We start from the raw sequence: 23,950 nt of genomic DNA, 5'->3' as shown, positions 1-23,950 counted from the left end.
GCCTCAAGGCGCGCGCCCTACGACCGAATCCACCAGACCGAGGCTGAGCCGCGCCAACTCGTCCATCTGGGCGGACCGCTGGTGCCGCGTCACAAAGTCGAGTCGCTCGTACGCCGTGCCGTCCAACGCCAGGAGCCCCTGGAAGGCGCCGTCCGCCGAAGTCGGCGAGAACACCCGTACGCCTGGCTGAGAGGCAAGATACGCCGCCGCGTGCCCCGCGACCCCCGCCAGCACGGGCTTGCCCGTCGCCAGGTACTCGAAGAGTTTGGACGGCAGCACCTTGTCGAAGGCCGGCAGGTCGTTGAGGTGCAGGAACAGCACGTCGGCGTCCCGGTATTCGTCGAGCAGTGCATCGCGGCCCATCGGAGGCACCAGGCTCACATTGGGCAGGCCGGTCACGGCCTCGCGCAACAGGCCGATCTGCCCGCCGTCGCCGATCACGCGGTAGTCGTGCGTGTCCAGCGTGCGGCGCGCGAGCGCGGGCAGCACGCGGTGCAGGCCTTGGCCCGCGCCCACGTTGCCTGCGTAGAGTACGCGGCGACGCCCGTCGGCGGCTCGCCGGACCGCGAAGGAGCGCTCAAGGAAGAGATCGTCCACGCCATTGGTCACGACCGACATGGGCCGATCGCCGCGGATGCGCCGCACGTAGTCGACGAAACCACCCGACACCACATTGAGGTGATCGGCCTGTCGGAAGGTGAAGCGCTCGATGCCACGGAACAGCGGCACCAGCGGCGTTGCCCAGCGCGGCAGCACATCGCGGATGGTGTCGACGAAGAGGTCGCGGATATCGAGAAACAGTGGCACGCGCTGCCGCCGCGCGATCAGCGCTGCCAGGAAGGCTGTCATGAGGCGCGACGAGGTGGCGCAGACCAGGTCGTAGCGCGGCTCTTGCCGCAGGTGCCGCAGCATCGCACGGGCATATGCGCCGAAGGCTCTGGATTGGTCGACGAAGCCGCTGCGGTGCGCCGGCAAGGGGATGCGGACGATGCGTGCGATGCCACGCTTTTCGTCGCCCGGCGCGCTCTGTCGCAGGCTCGCGTAGCGGTTGGGCTGGGTGCTGAGCACGTCGATTCGGTCCGTGGGCGACAGGCGCGCCTGTAAGGCATCGACCCAGGCGCTGGAGCGAAAGGCACCCGGCCCCACATCGGGCGGAAAGTAGAAGCTCAGCAACAAGATGCGCACGCTCACGCCCCTGTGTCGATCGTGGTGAGGCAGCGCAGCGGCAAGGGGCCGCGCCACCGGCCGTGCAGGTGCTGGTTGCGCACCGAGACCCCGAAGGCCGGGTACCACTCTCCTTCGCGCAGCACCCATTCGAAGGCTGGGTCGAGCGTGACGCGCGCGAGCGAGGTGCCGTCCGGTGCGCTCAGGTGCAAGCGGCCGTGCTCGATCGGTCCGGCCTGCACCTCGGGATGCAGGTGAAGGAAGCACTCGACAAGGTGCTCGCCACCGCCCTGCACCTCGTCGTGCAACTCGAGGCGCCCCTCGCGCAGTTGCCAGCGCCTCTGGTGCACGGGTGCGCCCGCGAGTCGGCGGTAGCCATCGTGGCTGGCCGCGAGCACGGGCTGGCCTTCGCGCGGCCGTTCCAGCACGCGCACGCGCGCCCGGCGCGCGACCCGGAAGCCAGCCCACACCTCAGACGAGTCGGCACCATCGATGACGAGCGTGTTGTGCGCGGGGGTGCCACGCTGACGTTGGCGCAGCTCGCCGATCTCGTAGGTCGAGGTGCCGCTGTTGACGAACAGGCGTTGCGCGCCGACCGAGCATTCGAAGCTCAGGGTGTCGGCATGCGCATGCCCCGGAAGGTAGTCGGGTCCGACGGGTGCGGCATCTGCCAACACCAGAAGCGGGCCACTGCGCAAGCGTGCATAGCCGCTCTCCCCCAGCCAAGCATCGGGCAGGGCGGCGTGATGCATGTGCAAGCCCAGACGCCGAGCATAAGCATTCAGCGCGGGCCACTCCGCGGCGATGCCGAAGGCCGCGTCGTTGAAGAAGGCGATGCCGTCATCGCCGTGGCACATGCGCGGTAACCAACCTAGCATTTCACGCGCTGACTCGATCCACGGCGATGGTATGAGCGTGTCGAAAGTTCGGTGCACGTTGTGCAAATCGAGCAAGCCCTCCAGCAACAAGGCGTGGTACATCGGGCTGCGCTCAAAATGGCCACCATCCGCGAGCAACTGCTCTTGCAACTGCTCTCGCATTATGGTCTCGCCATGCCGGCGCCAGGCGGCGGCCTCCTCACCATCGAAGAAGTGCCCCGCAAACACCAGCGCCCTGGCGTTCTCGAACAGGTGGTTACCGAGCAGATGAACCTCCAGCCGCTGGCGCAAAAAGCGCACCTGCACCGCGAGACTCTGCACCACCACGGGGTCAGCGGGCTCGCCTGCAAGGATCCACTTGATCCAGCTCACGATACGCAGCGAAAGCGGATACGGTTCCCAGCCGTTACCCTCCCCAGGCGGGTTCTCGTCGATCCAGCGCCGCACCCAGGTGCGCCGCAGCTCGCTCTGCGCCGCGTCGGGCGGCGGCGCCTGCAAGCCCTCGAAATAATGCAGGTTGTAAAGCCACAGCTTGGGAACAGCCGGGTCGTTCCAGGCGGTGGGAAAACTCAGTGTCCGGCGCTCATTCAGGAAGCAGGCCTCTTGCGGCCCGAGCAGCGACGCCGGCCGAATGCACCCAACGACCCAGGGCTGGAGCATGGCGCGCACCGGCGGCGCGGGCCGCGTGTCCGGCTTCGGCCGGTGCAGTCGGTGCGCCAGCCGGCCTGTGATCTGACCCCAGCGCAAGTGGCGCAGCGTATGGAAGTAGGTGGACCACATCAGGCGCGAGCGGCCTCGGCGACTTCGATGGACACGCGCGCCACCTCGTGCATCTGCTCCCAGGGGATGGGCAGGCCCGTGCCGTGGCGCACGGCGTCCAGGAAGGCGTGCACGCAGGCCTGCGTTCCCTTGTCCTGGCGCCACAGGTTAAGGCGCTTGAAGCCCGGCCAGCCCCAGCCGCTCATGCGGCGGAAATTGTCGATCTGCAGGATGCGGCCGCCGCAAAAGACCTCGATACGCTCTTTGGGGAAGGCCTTGCTGCCGTTGGCGAAGTAATGCACTGCGCCGATCGATCCATCGACGAACCGCAGTGTGACGCTGACAGTGTCGCCTGCACCCCGTCCAGCGCCCTTGCCAAGGGTGACCGCCTGCACGCCCTCGATCGGGTGACCCACCAAGAAGCGCAGTAGATCGATGAAGTGACACGCTTCACCCACGATACGACCACCACCCTGATCTACGTCCTGAGTCCAGTGCTGCTCCGGTATGTGACCTGCATTCACAGTCACCACGCAGCTTACTGGCTCGTTCATCGTTGACAGCAGCGCTTTCATGCGTTGTACCTGAGGCGCGAACCGTCGATTGAAGCCGACAGTCAATACACGCCCAGTCGGCTCAGCCGCCGCGTATGCGACCTCGATGTCAGCCAGTTCAGCCAGCGTAAGTGCCAGTGGCTTTTCCACGAACACATGTTTGCCTGCACGGAGCGCTGCACACACTTGCCGTGCATGGGCACCGTGGCGGGTGGCGATCACAACGGCATCGATCTCCGCATCCTGCAAGACAGACGTCAGGTCGGTCCCGGCCTCCTCGAAGTCATGCTTGCGACCCACATGCACGCTGCTTACGCCACCTGCCGATGTGATGGACTTCAAGCGAGCTCCAGTGGCCCTTAGCGCAGGCGCCAGCACCTGCCCTGCATAGTTGCCCGCCCCCACGAGGGCGATCACAGGCGCCGCCGAGTCCACTGCCGCCGGTCTCAAGCTGATCGTGCGCACGAGCGAAGCGCGCGGTGCATCCAACCCCTCTTTCGGATAGCGCAATACGACGCCCAGCGAAGCCGCCCGGCTCGCAATGAGTTCGTAGGCCTCCTCGCACTGCGCGAGATCGAAGCGGTGCGATACCAGGGATGCCGGCGCGATACGTCCACCAGCCATCATGTCAAGCACAGCCTCGAAATTACGCTGCTCGGTCCAACGAACGAAGCCAAACGGGTAGTCGTGACCCTTGTCCTCGTATTCCGGGTCGTAGCGGCCAGGCCCGTACGAACATGACACCTGAAAGTTCAGCTCCTTTTCGTAGAAGTCGGCGCGCGACAGCTCGAGACCGGTAACCCCAACGAGCACGATTCGGCCACGCTGACGGCACATCTGAGCAGCCTGGTGCATGGGCTCCGCACTTTCGGTGGACAGGGTGAGCAGCACTCCATCCACGCCGCGGTCCCGCGAGAAGATTGCGGCCGCAGCCAGGGGATCCTCTCCAGCGGCGACATCGACGGTATCGGCGCCGAGCGCGCGCGCCCGCGAGAGCTTCCCCGGATCTGGATCGATACCGAGCACCCGACAGCCGTTGGCCAGTAGAAGCTGCACTGTCAACAACCCTATCAGGCCCAGGCCCATGACCACAAAAGCCTCACCCAATGTGGGTTGCGCCAACCGAATGCCCTGTAGAGCGATCGCACCCACGACGGTGAATGCGGCCTCCTCATCGCCAACGCCATCTGGAATGCGAGCACACAGCAGTGACGGCACGGTCACGATTTCGGCGTGCTTGCCATTGGAGGCCACGCGATCACCGACGGCAAATCCGGCAACACCCGCACCCACAGCGATCACCTCGCCGACGTTGCAATATCCCAGTGCCAGTGGTTGATCAAGCTTGTTGCGTACCGCAGCTACCGTCGGCAGCAGGCCATCGGTGCGAACTTTGTCCAGGACCTGACGAACCTTGTCGGGTTGCTGGCGTGCTTTGTCGAGCCAGTTGGCACGTCCGAAGTCGATGAGCATCCGCTCGGTCCCTGCCGAAATCAGGCTGACCGAAGTTCGGATAAGCAAACAGCCTGGTGCCACGGCAGGTGCAGGAACCTCGGCGAGTTCGACCTTCCCGGTCTTGAGGCTTTGAAGGATCTGCAGCAATTACAACCTTTCCATGTGCGCTGAGGGAACAGCTCGCGGTGGGCAGCGTCGCGACACTGAACTGAGCACCGACAGGACGCCCACCATTGCCACACCCCAGAGCAATCCATAGCTCGAAATGAGGCTGTTGCGCGGTGAATCTATTGCGAGAAACACGGCAAACAGCAGCAGCAAGGCCCCGAGGACGGAACTCGCTACCGCCGACAGTCCCTGAGCCGTAATGCAAACCCAAGCAATCGCAAGCAGTGCGCCTAAAAGAACGCTGCCAAGCAATGCTCCACCCAATCCGACCTGGCTGTACAAGATAAACTGAAAAGGGGCAGATGCCGAACCGCCCCGCATTCGTGGATACATGGCATCCCAAACCACGAGGTTGTCATCGGGCATACCGCCCAGCCCGAGCACGTCCAACCCTACATCAAGGCCATAGAAAGGTCGTCGCCGGGGAAAAACCTCGGTGTAATAGAACGCCGATATGGAAGTGCGGGAGAAAGGCGACAACAGTGCGTAGGCTGCTACGTGAACGCTGCGCCGGTCGCCGAGAAGCGCTGAAAGTACTTCACCACTAACCACTACAGAAGTGCTGAGATCGTTCTGCTCCAGCTTGGTGCTGGAATCGTCCTGTTCCAGTTTGGTACTGGCATCATTCCAGACTGGGACCACAACCATGGTCAGGTACACCACAGTCAATACTGTCAATGCCCAGCAACCCCATCGCCGCAGCACGCTCCCGTGAACGCCGCGGCGGCGGGCATACAGGCATCCCGCGAACAGGACCAGAAGTAATGTCACCATCAAGGCCTTCTTCTGGAACAGCACCAATGCGAAACCACAGGTCACGAGAATCGCCAGCATCCCAGCCCAACGCACGCGCCCTCCGCGCGCCCATGTCGATATGACGACCCACGCACACGACAAGGGCAGCCAGACATACAGATTGGTGAACTCGAAGAAGCCGAGACTCTCGAACAGCGCCCACCGGACCGTCACCCAGGCGCCATAGTCCCACCAGTTGCCAAGCTGCTCGAATGCTCCCGCATTGGTCAAGGTCCAGAAGGCCCAGACTGCAGAAGCCAGGAAAGCCAACCCACCAGCCCAAAATCCCGGTTCGTGAGAGAGTAGGGGCGTGGGCGGCTGGTTGAACTTGCCCCGACTTGCCCAAAGCCCAAACTGGTACCCGAGGGCCATGCACAGGGGCGCCACCAGCAACAGCGCCCAGAAGACTGTTGCTGTTCGTGGGTCGAATCCTGCTGGTATGCCCAGCCCGGCGAAGTAACCCACCAGGATCCTGAGCGGTTGGTACTCGAACGCCAGCGGAATGGCGGCGGCAACACAAGTGACGCCATACACTGCCAGGAACACCCACAGGGGCCACCCCGAGAACCCAGTCAGTATCCGGCTCTGCTGCGTTGTCATGGGGCAACGCGCTCAAGGCCGTCAAGAATGTGGCGCACGTGGGTGTCCCACGTGAAATGGGCAAGCGCCGCCGCGCGGGCGTTCCGGGCCAGGCGCTCGCGCAGCGCGGGTTGCTCCACAAGGTGTTCGAGCCCCCGAATGATCTCGTCGACATCCCCGGGGCGGACCAGCAGCGCACGGGCCTCAGGCGGCACCTGCGGGCTATCGCCAGCCACCGCCAACCGCGCGGCGGGCGAGAGCACTTCACCTATCTGCTCAAGATCCGACGCCAGGATGGGCTTTCCCATGGCCATGTACTCGAACAGCTTTGTGGGCGAACCGAAGAACCGGCTTCCATCGGCATTGGGTACATGCGGCGACACAAGAATGTCGGAAGCGGCCAAATAGCGCGGTGCGTCGGCCTGGGGCACAAGACCCGCAAACGTGCACGCCGGTCCGGCGCCCGCTTCGGCAATGATCTGCTCCACCCGAGGCCGGGTGAGACCGTCTCCGACAAAAAGGAAATTCAGCTGGGCGGACTTGACCCAATCGGCGCGAGATGTCCAGAGGCGCGCGATGGCTTCAGCCAGCTTCTCGGCACCATGCCATTGCCCGAACGTGCCAACGAAGGTAACCACCTGGGCGTCTTTCGCAATGCCATGCGACTCCCGCAGCGATGCGACCGCGTTTGTATCGAAGCGGGTCGGGTCGAACACCTGAGGATCGATGCAATTCGGGTAAGTGACGATGCGTTCAGCCTCGACCCCACGTGCCAGCAGCTCGTTCCTGAGCACATCCGACACGGTGACCACTAGATGGGCATGCCGCAGCATCGCCTCCTCGGCCATTTCGGCCAGCGCATGGTGCTTCATGCCGCGCCCCCAGTTCTTGGCCACCCAGACCTCGGAACCGTTGTACTCCACCACCAACGGCAGCCGGTGGCGGCGGGACAACACAACGCCCAGGTAGTTCGCTGCGGAAAGGCGCTGATAGACCATCCCCGCCAGTTTCACCACCGAGGAACTCGCCATCGCTTCGTCGAAGCATTGCTGGAAGCGGTAGTTGTTCAACTCATACGGCAGCCCGAATGCCGTGGGCGGCTGAACTGGCAGCACCTGCACGCCTTCGTCGATCATCACGGGCGGCTCAGCCGACGCAAAACTGACCGGATGTCCGGCGCGTTGAAGCCCGTTCACCACGCCAGCAATGTGGCCCACGGAGCCACCCGCCTTGATACCGAACCAGAGGTTTGTTTTCAGGTACAGCACGCGACCCTGGGAATGCAGGGCCCGAGGTGCCACGCGTGCAGCGGCCAGCAGTGCCTTGAGCTCTCGTTTGGCGCGCAGTGCGGCCCAATGACACGCCACACTGGCACCTGCGAAGCGCAGGGCGTCAAGCGCGATCTGCCAGCGAGTCACCGTTTCCCGGCTCAGGTCCGGCCGAACAACGCAGATCGAGGCAGATCGGGTGCATGCGGCCAGTAACTTCAGGACCGGGAGCAATGCAGCGCTGTTGTCCTCTTCGATCGGCAGGATGACCGGGTCACCTCGCAACTGCCAGAGCTTCAGAACAAAGCCGGCCCCGCGTGACTCGCGCAGTTGAGCAATTGTTTGCACCGATCCACGTCCGCCGAACGATCCAATAAGTGAACGGCTGAACGACGCGGACAGGGGATAGGCGGTGAGTATCAGGGGTTGCGTCACGTATTGCCTCCGCTGTTGCCAGTCGCGGCGCTCGGCTTGAATCCCTGATAAGTTACGTACCAGCCCATTCGTGGCTCAAGCCAGTGAAGTCGCCTGCGCACCATCCGTCCAAGAACGGCTGGCCAGAAGTGCCCCTCGTGCGGTTGATGTACGGAAACGTCTGCAGTCCGGAACGCCTTCATCAGCGAGCGAACCGTGGCCTTGCTGTAAAGACGAACATAGGGCTTCACTTTCACGCCATCCGCTCCTTCTTCAATGGTTGCCAGCAGGCCAGCGTAGCCCTTCGTGAACAACCAGCCGTTGCGCAGCCCATTGGCCAGCAGTTTCCAGAACAAATGGAAAGCCGACCACTTGTAGTAAAGCGCGATCATCACCTGCCCGCCCGGCTTGAGCACGCGGTGGATCTCGCGCACCACCTGATCGATCTCGGGTATGTGGTGCAGCACCCCGAACGAATATACGCAGTCGATCGAGTTGTCGGCAAACGGCAGCCGCGTCGCATCGGCCTCGTGCAGATCCACCTCCACACCCCGCAGCGTCGCATTCAGCGCCGTGAGCTTGAGGTGGTTCTCCGTGATGTCCACCCCATGACAGATTGCGCCGACCTGCGCAAACTGCATCATGTCCGTTCCCTGGCCAATGCCAATCTCGAGCACATGCTTGCCCGCAAACCGTTCATAGCGGAAGTACTCGTGCATCCAGGGCTGCTGCTGGTAACGGTCGCGCGCCACCGCATCAAAGTACGCCACCGACTGCTTGTCACCAGGCAGCTCGCCACAGGCGCGTGCATTCCATTGCTTCTGAGCCCCTCGCCGGGCTTCCTCGTCAAGCATGCTTTCCTTTCAATAGCGCCACCAGCCACAACATCAGGACCAGCCCTACCAAGTAGGCGATGGACAAGCTTGCCATGGCTCCCGCTGCGCCGTAGGTGGGTATGACAGCCGGCGCCGCGAGCCCGTGCACAAGGGCCACGACCACCCACAACACCATCAACAGACGCGGAAGGCCCACGGTCGCCAGATACTGGGACAGGATTGTGATCACCGCCAAAGCCATCAGGCCCGGCGCACCCCACAAGAGGTAGCCATAGGCTGGAACAAACGCTTCCCCGTACAGCCAGGCAATGAGGTGATCACCGACCGCAGCAAAGCAAGCAATCATCACCAGCATGACTCCTCCGGACGCCAGCGCATTGGCGCGCAACATCGCCGCCGGGCTTTGTGACCGCATCATCTTGGGCAGGAGCACAAGCGCGATAGACGCGGGAACCACGGCAAAAACATCGAACATCTGCGCCGCAATCGACCACGCTCCGTACTCAGCGGCTGTCAGGGCAGGCTCCAGAAGGAAGGCGTTCAAGCGAGACACCAGCATCGCAAGGCAAGCGATCAAATAGGCCCGCATTCCATACGGCAACCCCTGCCGGAAGACATCAAGATCTGGCGCACTGAACCCTACCTTGCGAACGAACCGCCAGCCCACCACCCCGGCACCCAAGGCAGTGGCGACGCCTACCGCTGCAAGCAGCACCAAAGGGTCCGGAACGAATAGCAACACGACCACAAGGGTCATGAAGGCGAGAAGCCTGGTGGCGATCTCCAAAACGTTGAACTCGATGAGACGATCCATCGCCACGAACAGATTCGTGCCCAGTTGGGAGTACAGGCCACCTACGGACAGCAGCAACACCGACACCACCAGCAACGGGTTGGATGCCTCGGCGTACCCAGTGACGGCCATGACCGACAGCACCATGCCGGTGATCAGCGCGCCTGCGTATATGGCGGCCACGAGCGAGTTGGCCCCCAGAACAGCCAAGTCGATCGATTGGCGCGCGTGCAGATAGATGTTGCTCGCGTGCAGCCCGAGATTGCCGAACTGCACGACGAGCGCGGCCACCGTCGACCAGAAAAAGAACAAGCCGCGGCCTTCTGGCCCCAGGTAGCGAGCAGTGGCAATACTGGACAAGAGTCCTGTGGCAATTGCCATCAAGCGGACCGCCAGGGTGAGCGCTGTCTGACTCATAGCATGGATTCAGCGGATCCTGACCGCCAACTCTTCTGTGAATGCGAACTGCCTCCGTGGTGTCACTGCAACACCAGAGAGTTTGACGCTAGTACAGCCATGCTCTCAACTTCAATTCGCACGGACCCTGGCGATAGCACCATCATCAATTCGCATGGCAGCTCCGCCCGTGCACGCCAGACGAGACGTACGGTTTCCGCGACCTTTCCGTAGGACGGTGAAACGCGAGCAGGCTCGATCACAACATCGAAGGTCGCGCTGACGGCACGCCATTCAACGTGGAACCGTCGGCCCTCTGCAACGAGCGCGATGCTTCCGTCGGCCGTACTGTCAACTCTGACACCTGGCGCAAGGTGCAATGGGACTTCAATACGATGTGACCCGTCGCCCAGGATGCGATCGTGCACCAGAAGTGCGTGCCGCGCCTTGTCCAGATACCAAGTGCGGCGCGGTGTGACTTGGCCTTGCAGGCGCTGATACCCAGAATGTTCGGCTGCGAAACCCGCGCGGGCGTTGTCATCGTGCCAGGCCAGAGCCCGAGGCACTGCATCGTTGTGGAGATTCCAGAGATAGTCCGGCCGGATGAATCGGTTGATTTCCTGACCGTCCACCCTTGGCGTATTGTGCAAATCGGTCGAGCGGAAGCGGTTGCGCTCTTCATACGAAGCGGTGTAGAGGTACGCGCCACAATCCGAGACGAGCGGAACACCGTCAAGGACTGCCTCGAATGAAAGGCAGTCGTTGTGGCCATGCCCTCCCCTGCCCGCCAAGCCCAATGGGCCGGCGTCGATGAAGACATGGTCCACTGAGCTGCGTAGCACGTAGAAGCCGCCGTCTTCAAACGCCACTGACCGTGCGGGGGACGCCTCCTTCTGCCGCCAACGGCGGATTGCTTCGGGCCCGAACACCCAGAAAACCTCGCCAAGTCCGTCGCTGGCGCCGGCTAGCTCGTCCAAGCGCCCGAGGTAGGTACCAATGAGGGCAGGGAGGTAGCGATGGTCGTTGATGGCCTGCATGCCGAATGGCAATGCCCGCGCATCGTCGGCGTCTCCCCACAATGGCGCCAGGCCGTTCGGCTTGATGTAGGCCTTGGTGAACTTCGCCATCGAGAACAGTCGTTCGCGGTAGGCGCTGTCTACTTCCAGTCCCTGGAAGGACCGATGCATGGCAGGCCACAAGAACAACTCGGCCACCAGTCGGTGGTACGGCACAGAGGCTTCAAAATCTACGCCGTCTTCGTAGACCTGACGGGGCATCTCCTCGCAAAGGATGCGCCAACCTTCATGTTGCCAACGCTGCGGGCCAGCGCCATCGCCGAAGAAGAGTCCGCCGAGCACCAAGGCGGCGGCATCGGCAGTGAAGTGGTTGCCGTTGATATCCGACCGTTCGATGTGGCGGTCGGTGAACTCTACATGCAGATATAGCGATCGTAGAAATCGAAAGCGGAAGCCGGGTTCACGCCAGCTCGGAGCATCGGAAAAGACATGGAACAGCCAAGTCCATGTGAACACCCGAAGGGCGGCCTCCATCGTGCACGCCCAATTGACCGAACCGCCGCAGGGGTTGGCCTCGATCCACTGCTCGAGGATGCGCTTGGCGCCATCCGCATAGCGCTCGTCTCGGTTGAAAAGCCAGGCCTGCCCAACAGGCACGAGCCACTGCAGCCTCGACAACTCCCAGGGCAACTTCACATCGCTTGGGCGTCCAGGGTTGTTGTAGTCGATATCAGCGAAATACCTCGGTGGCCACGAGAAACCGGTCTTGAAATCCGTGTGCCAGTCAATGGTGTCGCCGAGGGTTGTGCGGCCCGAGCCCAGCAGGTCGACCTCATGGGCAAGCGCTGACTCGGCTCTAACAAGCAAGTTGGCTCGTTCGCCGGGACCACAGAGCTCGTCTAGTACCAGGGCATCCGCCGGGCCAACATGAGCAGGGAACGGGCGTGCAGCCAGCCTTGCCCACAACACATCGATCGAGTCAGCCTCGAGCTCCCGAAGGAGCCCGGATACCGACAGACGCCGCCGTGCAGGCAATCGCACCCGCTCTGTCTGTGTGCGCAACATGGCGAAGATCCGCGCGACGATTACGCGCGGTGGCTTTTTCAAGCCACGGCGAAGCTTTCCAATCAGATCAGCCATGTGACTCGTTTTGGAGAGAATGGCGAGCCGTCAGACCGAGAACAACCGACAGACACTCTCGCATCGCCGGACGATGCGACATAAGGGTGAGCACGGGATCGGAGATGAAACGCTTGATCCACGGGCCAACAAAAGAATAGTTGTAGTGTTCTGAATGCAGTACGGTCAAATTGGCCAACTTCGCAAGTCGATGAAACTCGTCTATCGTGAGCTCACGGTGATGTCCGATGAATGGGACCGCCGACAGGTAGACATCCTCAATGGAAGCCAGCGGCGACCGACCACGCAACAGAGCAAGTCTTTTGGGCCAATAGGCGATGTTAGGCACCTCAATGTAAAGGCGCCCCATCGGGCCAATCATTGAACCCAGATGATCGAGGAATCTCCTAGGCGAATGGGGATAGTGCTCGAGTACCGCCATCGCACTCACCACATCGAACTGCTTGGAAAGGTGCCAGTTTGCTTCAAACGGATCGTGATCGATGATCTCCACGCCCTGTCCACGTAGATAAGAAAACAGTGGCGAGAAAGAGTCGCTGTAGTAACCCAGCGCCTCTGTCATTGCAACTTCGACTCCCATGCGACGCAAGGCTAGAGGGAATGCACCAAAGAATCCACCCACGTCGCACAGCGAACGCAGTTGCCCCGTTTTCTCTATTGAACTCAGGGCAATCCAATAGCGAACTTCAGATTGTCTAAGATACTCTCGAAAGTCTGTCGAATACCATCCGAAATTGTGCTTTGAGATCTCCTTCTGCATGGATTCGGTCCAGAAGGAGAGTACGTCCTCGGCACTCCGGAGGTAGATTTGTCGAAACCTCGAACGATCAGACGAAAGTCGATGTGGCACGGTTTCTTGCATTTCACCCCTCACGGCCATCTATCCAATAGTCGTACCACGAAGTCAGATTGAATAGCGTCCACAGGTAAAGACTGGTATCGCGGCGTCCACTTCGATGGTCTTTGAACAGATTTTGGACGTGAGCGACATTGAAGTGACCGCGCCGCAACAAGTTGCTGCCCAGCACGGCACTTTCCGCTTGTCGGCCGAAGTCACCCCGGAGCCAGTCGGCCATCGGAGCCCCAAAGCCCATCTTCTTGCGGTAGATGATGTTGTCGGGGATCAAGCCCTCGACGGCCTTCTTCAGCAGGTACTTGGCCACACCGTTGCGCGTCTTCCAGGCCTCCGGGATATCCATGGAGAACTCGACGAGTTCGTGGTCGAGGAAGGGCACGCGCGCTTCCAGCGACTCGGACATGGTGATCTTGTCTACCCGCATGAGCAGCAGCTCCGGCAGGCGAAGCTTGAACTCGTTGTAGATCATGCGCGTGAGCGCGTCCTGGCCCGGGTGCGCGGCGTCGAACGGTCCAAGGAAAGAGGAGATGACGTTGAAGGTGTCGGTCTCGAGGTAGCTGGACGGCAGCAGGCCGCTGTTGCGCACGGCGTCGGGCACTTGGGCCGACCAGTCGGCTTCGGGGCGCACCAGTTCGCGCTTCATGGTGTCCCAGAACACAGTGGCACCACTCCAGAAGTGCTCGCGGTTGCGCGCGGCGCGGTCGATGATGTCGGCATACATGGACAACCCCGGACGGACCTTGGCGGCCGCCTTCGCTGCGCCAGCGATCATGTGGCGTAGCGGACCGGGCACGAAGTTGCGGAAGGGCTTCCAGTACTTGTGGTACAGCTCCAGGTAACCCATGTAGCTCGCGTAACCGCTGAACTGCTCGTCAGAGCCTTCACCGACCTGGATCACGGTGACACCGTTGTCGCGCGTGAGCTTGGAGACGAAATACAGCGGAATACAGACCCAGTCGGCAATCGGCTCGTCCTGGTGGTGGATGAGCTGATCGAGGTAGCCCACCATGTCCTTCTCGTCGATCAGGATCTGGTGGTGGTTGGTCTTGTACTCACGCGCAACCTGATCGGCGTACTCGAGCTCGTTGAGATGAGCGTAGTCCTTGAACCCCACGGTGAAGGAGTCCACCGGGCGGTCCATCAGGCGGCTCATCAGCGCCACGTTGGTGGAGGAGTCGATGCCCCCGGACAGAAACACGCCGAAGGGCACGTCGGACATCATGCGCCGCTCGACGGCCTTCTCAAGGCGCGAACGGATACCCTGCACGTAGAAGTCTTCGGTAGCGGCTTCGGAGAGACCGCGTGTCTCGGACGGGTCGATACCTTGGCCCGGCACGGCATCCCAGTAGCGCCAGGCCTTGATGGTGCCCACGCGATCGACTGTCATCGCATACCCCGCCGGGAGCTTGTAGATGCCGCGGAACATGGTCAGCGGCGCCGGCGTTGTGAGAAAACTCAGGTAGTGGTACATCGCCACCGGTTCGACATCGCGGGGGACGTCGGGGTTGGCGAGGATGGCCTTGATTTCGGAGCCAAACAGGAACTGGTCGGGGCCCGAGTGGAAGTAAAGCGGCTTGACCCCGATGCGATCGCGTGCAAGGGACAGCAGCTCACGCTCCTGATCCCAGATCGCGAAGGCATAGTCACCAGCAACGCGCTTGAGCAGTCCGTCCAAGCCCCATTGTTCATATCCATGTACCAGCACTTCGGTATCGGAGTGATCGGTACGGAACACATGCCCATGCGCCAGCAACTGCGCGCGCAATTCGATGTGGTTGTAGATCTCGCCGTTGAAGGTGATCCAGACCGAGCCTGTCTCGTTGGACATCGGCTGCGTAGCCGCGTTGGACAGGTCGATGATCGACAGGCGCCGGTGAGCGAGTCCGACCGTGCGGTCGGGCGAGAACCAAACGTCACCGCCATCGGGTCCTCGGTGCATCATGCTGTCGCGCATCGCGGTGAGCACGCCCGGATCGGCTGTGCGCCGTGGTGAGGTTGAGAAGATGCCGGTGATACCGCACATGGAATGCCTTGTCGTCGTGTGAGCGAAGCGCGGATCAGGCGCCCAGCAGTTGTTCGATGCGCAGCGCGACGCGCGAAGTCTGGAGTTGATCGGCCAGCGAAATAGGCCATGGCGCGCCCTCGCGCAGGCTTCTGGCCAGCGCCACGAGTTCTTCGTACTGGCCCTTCTGTGCGCTGGGCGCGGACCAGCCCGTATGGCGCCCACCATGGATGGCAACGGACTTGTAGTCGTCCATCGTCACGACGCGGCCGTCGGCGAACACCTCCATACGCTCCTTGGGGTGGGATTTCTCGCCCATGGAGGTGTAGGTGAGCGTGCACACGGAGCCGTCGGCATAGCGCAGGGTAGCGACGAAGTTATCGTTCCGCCGCCAAGGCTCGCCGCGCGGGTGCACCGCACTGGCTTGCACGTCGACCACAGCATGCTCACCCACCAGGGCACTGAACAGGTCATATATGTGGCACGCCTCGCCCAGGTTGCGACCACCGCCCTCGGGCCCCTGCACCCAATGATCGGGTGGAATGAAGCCCGCGTTCATGCGGTAGTTGACCAGCAAGGGCGTGGTGCGACCGGCCAGTACGCGCACCACGGCCTGCGTCGCTGGCGAGAAGCGTCGGTTGTAACCCACCATGAGCAAGGGGCCGTCGGGGCGCTCGGCGTAGAAGCGCTCGATGGCGTCGAGCTCGTCCTCCCGCAGGGCAAGCGGCTTTTCCACGAACACGTGTTTGCCGGCCCGCAGGGCCTGCAGCGTCATCGGGGCGTGCAGATCGTGTCGGGTGGTGACCATCACCAGATCGACGTCGGCATCCTCCAGCAAGTCTTCGAAGCGCGTGGTGCAGTACCCGGCCTCGTACTGGGTGCCGACGGCTTTGGCATTGGCGCCGGTGCGGCTCATCACCGCGCGTAGGCTGAAACGATCACGCAGCTTGACCATGTTGGGCAGGTGCATGCCCTGGGCGAAGCTGGAGGCGCCGGCCAAGCCTACGCGGATGGCGCCCGAACTCGGCCTGCTTCGCGGTGGCAAGGCCACGCGGGTGCCGCGCTGGCCTTCGCGCTCCGGGTAGGCGAGCAGCACCAGCAACGGCTTGCGGCCTTCTACCTTGAGGGCGTCGTAGGCCTCGCCAGCGCGGTCGATGTCGAACGGCTCGGCGCACAGGTGGTCCAGGCGCACACGGCCTGACTGCAGCAGGTCCAGGTAGGCCTGCATGTTGCGGTTCTCGGTCCAGCGCACGTAAGGCAGCGGGTAGTCCTGACCGCCTTCCTCATACACGGGGTCGTACCGGCCCGGGCCGTAGGACGAGGAGATCAGGAAGTCCAGCTCTTTCTTGTAGAAGTCGGCGCGATTGAGGTCGAGCCCGACGTCGCCGACGAGCACGACGCGACCCTTCTTGCGGCAGGCTTGCATGGCCTCGCTGATCACCTCGTTGCTGGGCGTGGCTGCCGTGACGATGACGCCGTCAGCGCCCAGGCCCTGGGTGTGCTTGAGCACGCGCTCGACGTAGGGATCCGTAGCCGGATTGATGCCAATCGCCATGCCCGTACCCAGGGCAAGGTCCACTCGCTGCGGATCGAGATCGACGCCGATCACGCGGCAGCCGTTTGCGGTGAGCAACTGGGCGGTGATCTGGCCGAGGATGCCCAGCCCTACCACCACGAACGTCTCGCCCAGCGTGGGATTGGCGCGACGCACGCCCTGCATGGCGATCGCACCAAGCGTGACAGTGGACGCCATGCCATTGCCCAAACCCTCTGGACAAGGCACGGCCAAGTTCACGGGCACGTCGATGATCTCGGCGTGGTTGGCCACGCCCGCACCCGCACAGGCCACACGATCACCGACAGAAAAGCCCTCGACCTCCTCGCCGACCTCGATAACTATGCCGGCGGCGGAGTAGCCGGTGGCACTGCCCGCCGCGAGCTTGCCCTGCACCCGGTCCAGCGTACGCTTGATGCCCTGGTCGCGCATCATGTCGAGCACCCGCTTGACGTTCTCGGGCTGCTTGAGCGCGCGCTGATAAAGGGGTAAGCCGGACATGCGCATGCCCGCCATCTCGGTACCCACGCTGATACACGAATGCGTCACCCGCACCAGAATATTGCGCCGCCCCACGGAAGGGGTCGGCACTTCCTCGACGACGGCAGAGCCTCCCTTGATCAAGACCTGCTTCACTGCCAGACCCCCCGCGTATCGATAACGCGCTTGTCACCAAGTTGCGCCTTGGTGATACCGTAGAAAGCACGATGGTTGACCAGCATGGCCACCACCTGAGCCTGCGCCAGCGCCTCTTTTGCGGACACCAGGCTTACGTTGGACAACTGGGCCAGGTCCGTCGGCAGGTGCTCCACATGCGGCTCGACCACCAGCAGACGACCCACATTCTGTTGCGCCAACATGCGCACGATTTCGACCGCCGGGCTTTCACGAAGGTCGTCGATGTCGGGTTTGAAGGCGAGACCCATGCAGGCGATCACAGGCTGAGTGTGCGCGGACGCGGCCTCCGCAATGCGGCCTGCCACGAAATGTGGCTTACCGTCGTTCACCTCGCGCGCGGTGCGGATGATGCGCGCCTGCTCAGGTGCCGAATGCACGATGAACCAGGGATCGACGGCGATGCAGTGGCCGCCGACGCCAGGGCCGGGCTGCAGAATGTTGACCCGCGGGTGGTGGTTGGCCAGCCGGATCAGCTCCCACACGTTGATACCCAGACGATCACAGATGAGGGACAGCTCGTTGGCGAAGGCGATGTTGACATCGCGAAACGAGTTTTCAGTGAGCTTGCACATTTCGGCCGTGCGGGCATTCGTGATCAGGCACTCACCCTTGACGAAGACGCCGTACAACTCGGCGGCCCGGCGCGCGCACGCTGGTGTGAGACCACCCACCACACGGTCGTTCTCAACCAGCTCCGTCAGCACCTTGCCCGGGAGCACACGCTCGGGGCAGTATGCAACGCGAACCTGGGCGGCCTCGCCGGCCTGGTGCGGGAACGTCAGGTCGGGGCGGGCATCGGCCAGCCACCGCGTGAGCTGCTCTGTCGCACCGACAGGGGACGTGGATTCGAGGATCACGAGGTTGCCGGGCTGGAGCACCGGCGCGATAGAGCGAGCGGCGGCCTCGACATAGCTGAGATCGGGTACGTGCTCGTCACGAAACGGCGTGGGCACGGCAATGACAAAGGCATCCGAGGCTTCGGGGCGGGTTGTGGCGCGCAACAGGCCGCTACGCACCACGTCGCCGACCAACGCATCGAGGTCGGGCTCGACGATGTGTACACCCCCACTGTTGATGGTCTCCACCGCATGGGTGTTCACATCCACCCCGATGACGTGGACACCGCGACTGGCCAGCACCGCTGCCGTGGGCAGGCCGATGTAGCCGAGACCAATGAGGGAGACCGTCTGGAAAGCTGTGTTGGGGTTCATGGAGCAGAGGACAGAAGTAGTTCGGCTATGCGGCGGGCCGCCAGGCCATCGCCATAGGGGTTGTGGGCGCGAGACATCGCCTGGTATTGCTCCGGGTCCGTGAGCAAGCGGGTAGCTTCGGTCACGATGCGCCCAGGATCGGTGCCCACGAGCTTGACGGTGCCAGCATCCACCGCCTCGGGACGCTCGGTGGTGTTGCGCATCACAAGCACAGGCTTGCCCAGCGATGGCGCCTCCTCCTGGATGCCCCCCGAATCCGTGATGACCATGTGCGCGCGACTCATAAGACGCACGAAAGGCAAATAGTCCAGGGGATCAATCAGATGCACGCTGTCGCATCCCGACAGAATGCGCCGGACTGGCTCCTGGACGTTCGGGTTCAGGTGTACGGGATAGACCACCTCCGCCTGTTGGCCGGTCGCGATTTCGCGCAAGGCGCGGCAGATGTTCTCGAAGCCATGGCCAAAATTCTCGCGCCGATGCCCTGTCACCAGCACCAAGCGCCGCCCGGGGTCCAGCGTCGGCAGGCCGGCATCCAGTTCGGCGCACAGGCGCCCGTCCTTCTCGATACGGCCAACGACGTCGAGAAGCGCATCAATGACGGTATTGCCGGTGACATGAATGGTCGCGGGGTCTACACCCTCGCGCAGCAGGTTGTCCTTAGCCCGCTGTGTCGGAGCGAAATGAATGCTGGCCAAGGCCCCCGTGAGATGACGGTTCAACTCTTCGGGCCAAGGTGCATAGCGATCATGGGTTCGCAGCCCTGCTTCGACGTGGCCGACCGCAATGCGTTCGTAGTAGGCAGCAAGACTGGCCGCCAGCGTGGTGGTTGTGTCGCCGTGCACCAGCACACGATCCGGCCGCCACGCCTTGAGCAGCGGACGCAAGCCAAGCAACACGTTGGATGTAATGTCGGTCAGGTCCTGACCGGGCTTCATCAGATCGAGATCGTCGTCAGGTTCAAGCTCGAACAGGCGCAATACCTGATCCAACATCGCTCGATGTTGCGCCGTAACGCATAGCCTTACTTCGTATCGCCGATCGGACTTCAGCGCTTTGACCACAGGGGCCATCTTGATGGCCTCCGGTCTGGTACCAAACACGACCAGAACTTTCATTTGGCTCGCAGGGGGTCGGGAGATTCGTAAATAAGACCAGCGTCAAGGTGGTGACAGACACCCATCGCCCTAATTGCTCGGAGGTCGCAAGGGATCTCCGGCTAACCGCCTAGTTTATGCGACGAATCAACACCTGCATCAGACAGCATTGATACTGATTATCGATACTGCAAAATACGCTGCTTCGTTGTCTCGTTCATGGCGCAACCAGCGCCGTCGGCAGCGAGTCGCATCAACGGAGACCTACGCTTGCCCAAACTACTGCTAACCGGTGCCAATGGTTTCGTCGGTAGAAGTTTGGCGCAGCGTCTTGCCGAGCGGGGCGAGATTGCGCGCATCTCCAGGCTCCGGCTCGGTAGCCCCCAGCCGACTGACTGGTCTGCTGCGCTACAAGACATCTATTGCGTCGTTCATCTTGCAGCCCGGGTCCACGTCATGAGCGAAACATCCGTTGACCCACTGACGAGCTTCCGCGCAGTCAATACACGTGGCACCCTCGAACTGGCACGCCAAGCAGCAGTCGCAGGCGTCAAGCGCTTCTTGTACGCAAGCTCCATCAAGGTCAATGGAGAACTTACGTCCGCCGGCGAGTCATTTCGCCACGACGACTCGCCGCATCCGCTCGACGCATACGGTGTCTCCAAACGCGATGCCGAGATTGGGCTGCGAGCCATTGCAGTCGAGACCGGCATGGAGATCGTCATCATCCGCCCACCCCTGGTCTACGGCCCCGGTGTCAAGGCCAACTTCGCCGCCATGATGCGTGCCATCCAGCGCGGCCTGCCCCTCCCACTGGCGGCGGTGACACAGAACCGCCGCAGCCTCGTCTCGCTTGATAATCTGGTCGATCTGCTGATCACCTGCATCGACCACCCCGCCGCTGCGAACCAGACTTTCCTCGTGAGTGACGGCGAGGATTTGTCCACCGCAGACTTGTTGCGACGGCTGGGCGACGCCATGGGCAAGCCGGCGCGGCTCTTCCCGGTGCCGGTGCCGCTGTTGCGGGCCGGCGCTGCCCTGATCGGCAAGCAAGGCGTGGCACAACGTCTGTTGGACAATTTGCAGGTGGACATTTCGCACACCAGGGAGACACTCGGATGGACGCCGCCAATCACGGTGGACGAAGGACTGCGGCGCGCAGTGGCTGGGCTGCGCAGGTCATGAAGCGCCTGTTTGATCTGGCGCTGGCCGTTCCCGCCGCGCTGGCCTTGCTGCTGCCCATTGCGCTGATCGCGCTCGCCGTGCGCCTGACCTCCCCCGGCCCCGCCCTCTACTGGAGCGACCGCGTGGGCCGCCACAACCGCCTCTTCAAGATGCCCAAGTTCCGCAGCATGCGCACCGACACGCCCGCGGTGGCGACGCACCTGCTGGACGACCCGGCACGCTGGCTCACGCCCATCGGGCCGTACCTGCGCAAAAGCAGCCTGGATGAGCTGCCCCAGCTGTGGAGCATCCTCAAAGGCGACATGAGCTTCGTCGGCCCGCGCCCCGCCTTGTTCAACCAGGACGACCTGATCGCCCTGCGGACCGAAGCCGGTGTGCACGCGCTGGTGCCCGGCCTCACGGGCTGGGCGCAGATCAACGGGCGCGATGAGTTGCCGATTCCCCAGAAGGTGGCGCTGGACGCCGAATACCTGCGCCGACGCAGCCTGGGGTTCGACCTGCGCATCCTGTGGCTCACCGCGGTGAAGGTGCTGCGGCGCGAAGGGGTACAGCATTGAGCACGCCACGGTGCCTGCAGGGGGTTCGATGAGCCGCGCGTCTGCCCTTGTGATCGTGGGTGCGGGTGGCCACGGCCGCAGCGTGCTGGAAGCCGCCCGGCTGGCAGGCACCCATGAGGTGATGGCTTTCCTGGACGACCAGTTGCCACCGGGCACCGAGGTGATAGGCGTTCCGGTCTGGGGCCCGACAAGCGAACTCCCGTCGTTGGCCGCACGTGGCGTTACCTCAGTGCACATCGCCATTGGCAACAACCGCGTTCGCGAACGGCTGATGGTGCAAGCCCGGGCTGCCGGTCTGACATGCGCCACAGTGGTCCATCCGCGCGCCTGCGTGTCGCCCAGTGCGTCCCTGGGTGAAGGCTGCGCCGTGATGGCGCTGGCCATCGTCGGCACCGAGGCCACCCTGGGCCAGGGCGTGATCGTCAATGTCGGCGCGGTGGTCGATCACCATGCCCGGGTGGCGGACCACGGACACCTGGGCGCCAACGCGGCCATGGCCGGCGGCACCACGTTGGGGGCGCGCGGCTGGCTGCAGGCTGGTGCGTCGCTTGGCTATGGCGTGAATCTGCCCGACGACGCCGTTGTCATGCCCGGGGAGGGGCGCGCATGAGCCGACCCGACCCGCTGCCACAGCTCGGCGCGACGGACGACGGCCTGTCCGGCGCACTCCTCAACATGCCACGGCTGGCCAAGCGCGCGCTGGCGGTCACGGTCGATGTGGCCCTGTGCGTGCTCGCCGTCTGGATCGCCCTCTACCTGCGCCTGGAGGTCTGGCTGCGCCTGGAGCCGCCCTATCTGTGGCCTGTCATCGGCTCGGTGCTGATCGCGATTCCGCTGTTCATCCGCTTCGGCCTGTACCGCGCCATCTTCCGCTACGCCGGCTGGAACGCCACGCTGAGCCTTGGCCAGGCGATGGCGCTGTACGGTCTGTTCTACGCCACCGTGTTCACCGTCATCAGCGTGCCCGGGGTGCCGCGCTCGGTGGGCATCATCCAGCCCCTGCTGCTGTTCGTCTTCGTGGGCCTGAGCCGCTTGTTCGTGCGGCTGTGGCTGGGTGGCCTCTACCGCAACCTGCTCAGGCGGCGTGAGCAGCCCGGCGTGCTGATCTATGGCGCGGGAACCGCCGGCCGGCAGCTCGCGGCGGCCCTGGCGCGCAGCCCCGAGCACCGCCTGCTCGGTTTCGTTGACGATGACAGCCGGCTGCAGGGCAACAGCCTCGATGGGCGCAACGTGTACCCGCCCACGCGCCTGGCCGATCTGATCACCGACCTCGGCGTCACCGACGTGTTGCTCGCGATCCCGTCCGCCTCGCGCCAACGGCGGCGCGACATCATCGAGTCGCTGCGCCACCTGCCGCTGCACGTGCGCACGCTGCCGGGCGTGGCCGATCTGGCCGCGGGCCGCATCAACCTCGACGACCTGCGCGAACTCGAGATCGAGGATTTGCTGGGCCGCGAGCCGGTCGCGCCCGAGCCCGCGCTGCTCGAGCGCCTGATTCACGACCGGGTGGTTGCCGTCACCGGCGCGGGCGGCAGCATCGGCAGCGAGTTGTGCCGCCAGATCGCCGACCTGCGCCCACGCACGCTGCTGCTGATCGAGCAGAGCGAGTTCGCGCTCTACGCCATCCACCAGGAACTGCAGCGCCGCCTGGGGCACGACGCGGTGGAACTCGTTCCCTTGCTGGCCTCGGTGCAGGACGAGGCACGCATGTCGCAGATCCTTGGCGCCTGGAAGCCGCACACGCTCTACCATGCCGCCGCCTACAAGCACGTGCCACTGGTGGAGCACAACGCGGTGCAGGGCCTGCGCAACAACGTGTGGGGCACCTGGGTCACGGCGCGTGCGGCGCTGACCGCGGGCGTGCGCCACTTCGTGCTCATCAGCACCGACAAGGCCGTGCGCCCCACCAACATCATGGGCGCCAGCAAGCGCCTGGCCGAGCTGGTGTTGCAGGCGCTGGCGGAACAGCACGCCGGTCGCACGCGCTTCAGCATGGTGCGCTTTGGCAACGTGCTGGGCTCCAGCGGTTCGGTGGTGCCGCTGTTTCGCGAGCAGATTGCCGCCGGCGGTCCGATCACCGTCACGCACCCGGACATCACGCGTTTCTTCATGACCATCCCCGAGGCCGCGCAACTCGTGATCCAGGCCGGCGCCATGGCCGAGGGCGGCGAGGTGTTCGTGCTCGACATGGGCGAGCCGGTGCGCATCATGGACCTCGCGGTGCGCATGATCGAACTCTCGGGCCTGCAAGTGAAAAGCGCCGATCAGCCTTGGGGCCAGATCGAGATCCGCGTCACGGGGCTGCGGCCGGGCGAGAAGCTCTACGAAGAACTGCTCATCGGCGACGACCCCCAGCCCACGAGCCACCCACGCATCTGGCGCGCGCGCGAAGCACAGATTCCCCACGACGAGCTGATGGACCTGCTAGCGCAGTTCGACGCCACGCTGCTCGCCAACGATGTGCCGGCACTGCGCGCCTTGCTGCAGCGCGTGGTGCAGGGCTATCAACCCACAGGTGAGGTGGTGGACTGGCTGCACTCCACCCCCGACGAGGTCGACGCCCCCGCCACCCGGCCGGCACCGGTGTAACCGCC

17 protein-coding genes are annotated in these 23,950 nt (G+C 63.5%); 4 read left to right on the top strand and 13 right to left on the bottom strand.

What is annotated here, in order from left to right; all coding sequences use genetic code 11:
• Positions 1–3: 3 nt before the first annotated feature.
• The 13 genes from M3149_RS08240 to wecB form a co-directional block, all read right to left on the bottom strand.
• A complete protein-coding gene (locus M3149_RS08240; RefSeq protein WP_251708826.1) occupies positions 4–1,191 on the bottom strand; it encodes a glycosyltransferase family 4 protein in 1,188 nt (395 codons plus the stop codon).
• Positions 1,188–2,822 carry a heparinase II/III family protein gene (locus M3149_RS08235; RefSeq protein ID WP_251708825.1) on the bottom strand — a complete coding sequence of 545 codons (1,635 nt, stop codon included), beginning with the start codon at positions 2,820–2,822 and terminating at the stop codon, positions 1,188–1,190. The genes M3149_RS08240 and M3149_RS08235 overlap by 4 nt, the downstream gene beginning before the upstream one ends.
• Positions 2,822–4,957 (bottom strand): bi-domain-containing oxidoreductase, encoded by a 2,136-nt coding sequence (locus M3149_RS08230; protein ID WP_251708824.1) that lies wholly within the window; start codon positions 4,955–4,957, stop codon positions 2,822–2,824. Before M3149_RS08230 ends, M3149_RS08235 begins: the two co-directional genes overlap by 1 nt.
• Complete coding sequence (locus tag M3149_RS08225) at positions 4,958–6,373, bottom strand: hypothetical protein (RefSeq protein ID WP_251708823.1); 1,416 nt, start codon at positions 6,371–6,373, stop codon at positions 4,958–4,960.
• Complete coding sequence (locus M3149_RS08220) at positions 6,370–8,055, bottom strand: glycosyltransferase (RefSeq protein ID WP_251708822.1); 1,686 nt, start codon at positions 8,053–8,055, stop codon at positions 6,370–6,372. The genes M3149_RS08225 and M3149_RS08220 overlap by 4 nt, the downstream gene beginning before the upstream one ends.
• Positions 8,052–8,888: a class I SAM-dependent methyltransferase gene (locus M3149_RS08215; RefSeq protein ID WP_251708821.1), complete on the bottom strand. Its 837-nt coding sequence runs from the start codon at positions 8,886–8,888 to the stop codon at positions 8,052–8,054. Before M3149_RS08215 ends, M3149_RS08220 begins: the two co-directional genes overlap by 4 nt.
• On the bottom strand, positions 8,881–10,080 hold the full coding sequence (locus tag M3149_RS08210) for a lipopolysaccharide biosynthesis protein (RefSeq protein ID WP_251708820.1): 1,200 nt from the start codon (positions 10,078–10,080) through the stop codon (positions 8,881–8,883). Before M3149_RS08210 ends, M3149_RS08215 begins: the two co-directional genes overlap by 8 nt.
• A 62-nt stretch (positions 10,081–10,142) precedes the next feature.
• On the bottom strand, positions 10,143–12,215 hold the full coding sequence (locus tag M3149_RS08205) for an alginate lyase family protein (protein ID WP_251708819.1): 2,073 nt from the start codon (positions 12,213–12,215) through the stop codon (positions 10,143–10,145).
• The gene (locus M3149_RS08200; RefSeq protein WP_251708818.1) at positions 12,208–12,975 is read right to left on the bottom strand and encodes a methyltransferase domain-containing protein; all 768 of its coding nucleotides are present in this window, start codon (positions 12,973–12,975) and stop codon (positions 12,208–12,210) included. The genes M3149_RS08205 and M3149_RS08200 overlap by 8 nt, the downstream gene beginning before the upstream one ends.
• Before the next feature lie 103 nt (positions 12,976–13,078).
• Positions 13,079–15,094 (bottom strand): asparagine synthase (glutamine-hydrolyzing), encoded by a 2,016-nt coding sequence (asnB, locus tag M3149_RS08195; protein WP_251708817.1) that lies wholly within the window; start codon positions 15,092–15,094, stop codon positions 13,079–13,081.
• 34 nt (positions 15,095–15,128) lie between these two features.
• Positions 15,129–17,129, bottom strand: coding sequence for a bi-domain-containing oxidoreductase (locus M3149_RS08190; RefSeq protein ID WP_251708816.1), 2,001 nt, complete (start codon positions 17,127–17,129; stop codon positions 15,129–15,131).
• Positions 17,130–17,260: 131 nt separating this feature from the next.
• Positions 17,261–18,517, bottom strand: coding sequence for a UDP-N-acetyl-D-mannosamine dehydrogenase (gene wecC / locus M3149_RS08185; RefSeq protein WP_251708815.1), 1,257 nt, complete (start codon positions 18,515–18,517; stop codon positions 17,261–17,263).
• Entirely contained in the window at positions 18,514–19,635 is a 1,122-nt protein-coding gene (gene wecB / locus M3149_RS08180; protein ID WP_251708814.1) for a non-hydrolyzing UDP-N-acetylglucosamine 2-epimerase, read from the bottom strand. The genes wecC and wecB overlap by 4 nt, the downstream gene beginning before the upstream one ends.
• 249 nt (positions 19,636–19,884) lie before the next feature.
• Between wecB and M3149_RS08175 the strand changes: the two genes are divergently transcribed.
• Genes M3149_RS08175 through M3149_RS08160 form a run of 4 tightly spaced genes read left to right on the top strand, consistent with a single transcriptional unit; the run spans position 19,885 to position 23,945 of the window.
• Positions 19,885–20,799, top strand: coding sequence for a UDP-glucose 4-epimerase family protein (locus M3149_RS08175; protein WP_251708813.1), 915 nt, complete (start codon positions 19,885–19,887; stop codon positions 20,797–20,799).
• Positions 20,796–21,356 (top strand): sugar transferase, encoded by a 561-nt coding sequence (locus M3149_RS08170; protein WP_251708812.1) that lies wholly within the window; start codon positions 20,796–20,798, stop codon positions 21,354–21,356. The genes M3149_RS08175 and M3149_RS08170 overlap by 4 nt, the downstream gene beginning before the upstream one ends.
• Before the next feature lie 28 nt (positions 21,357–21,384).
• Positions 21,385–21,966, top strand: a complete 582-nt coding sequence (locus M3149_RS08165; RefSeq protein WP_251708811.1) for an acetyltransferase — start codon at positions 21,385–21,387, stop codon at positions 21,964–21,966.
• A complete protein-coding gene (locus M3149_RS08160) occupies positions 21,963–23,945 on the top strand; it encodes a polysaccharide biosynthesis protein (protein ID WP_251708810.1) in 1,983 nt (660 codons plus the stop codon). The genes M3149_RS08165 and M3149_RS08160 overlap by 4 nt, the downstream gene beginning before the upstream one ends.
• The last annotated feature ends 5 nt before the right edge of the window (positions 23,946–23,950 follow it).

It is taken from the genome of Hydrogenophaga intermedia (assembly GCF_023715105.1).
Classification (GTDB): Bacteria; Pseudomonadota; Gammaproteobacteria; order Burkholderiales; family Burkholderiaceae_C; genus Hydrogenophaga; species Hydrogenophaga intermedia_A.
This window is presented reverse-complemented; position numbering and strand designations above follow the sequence as displayed.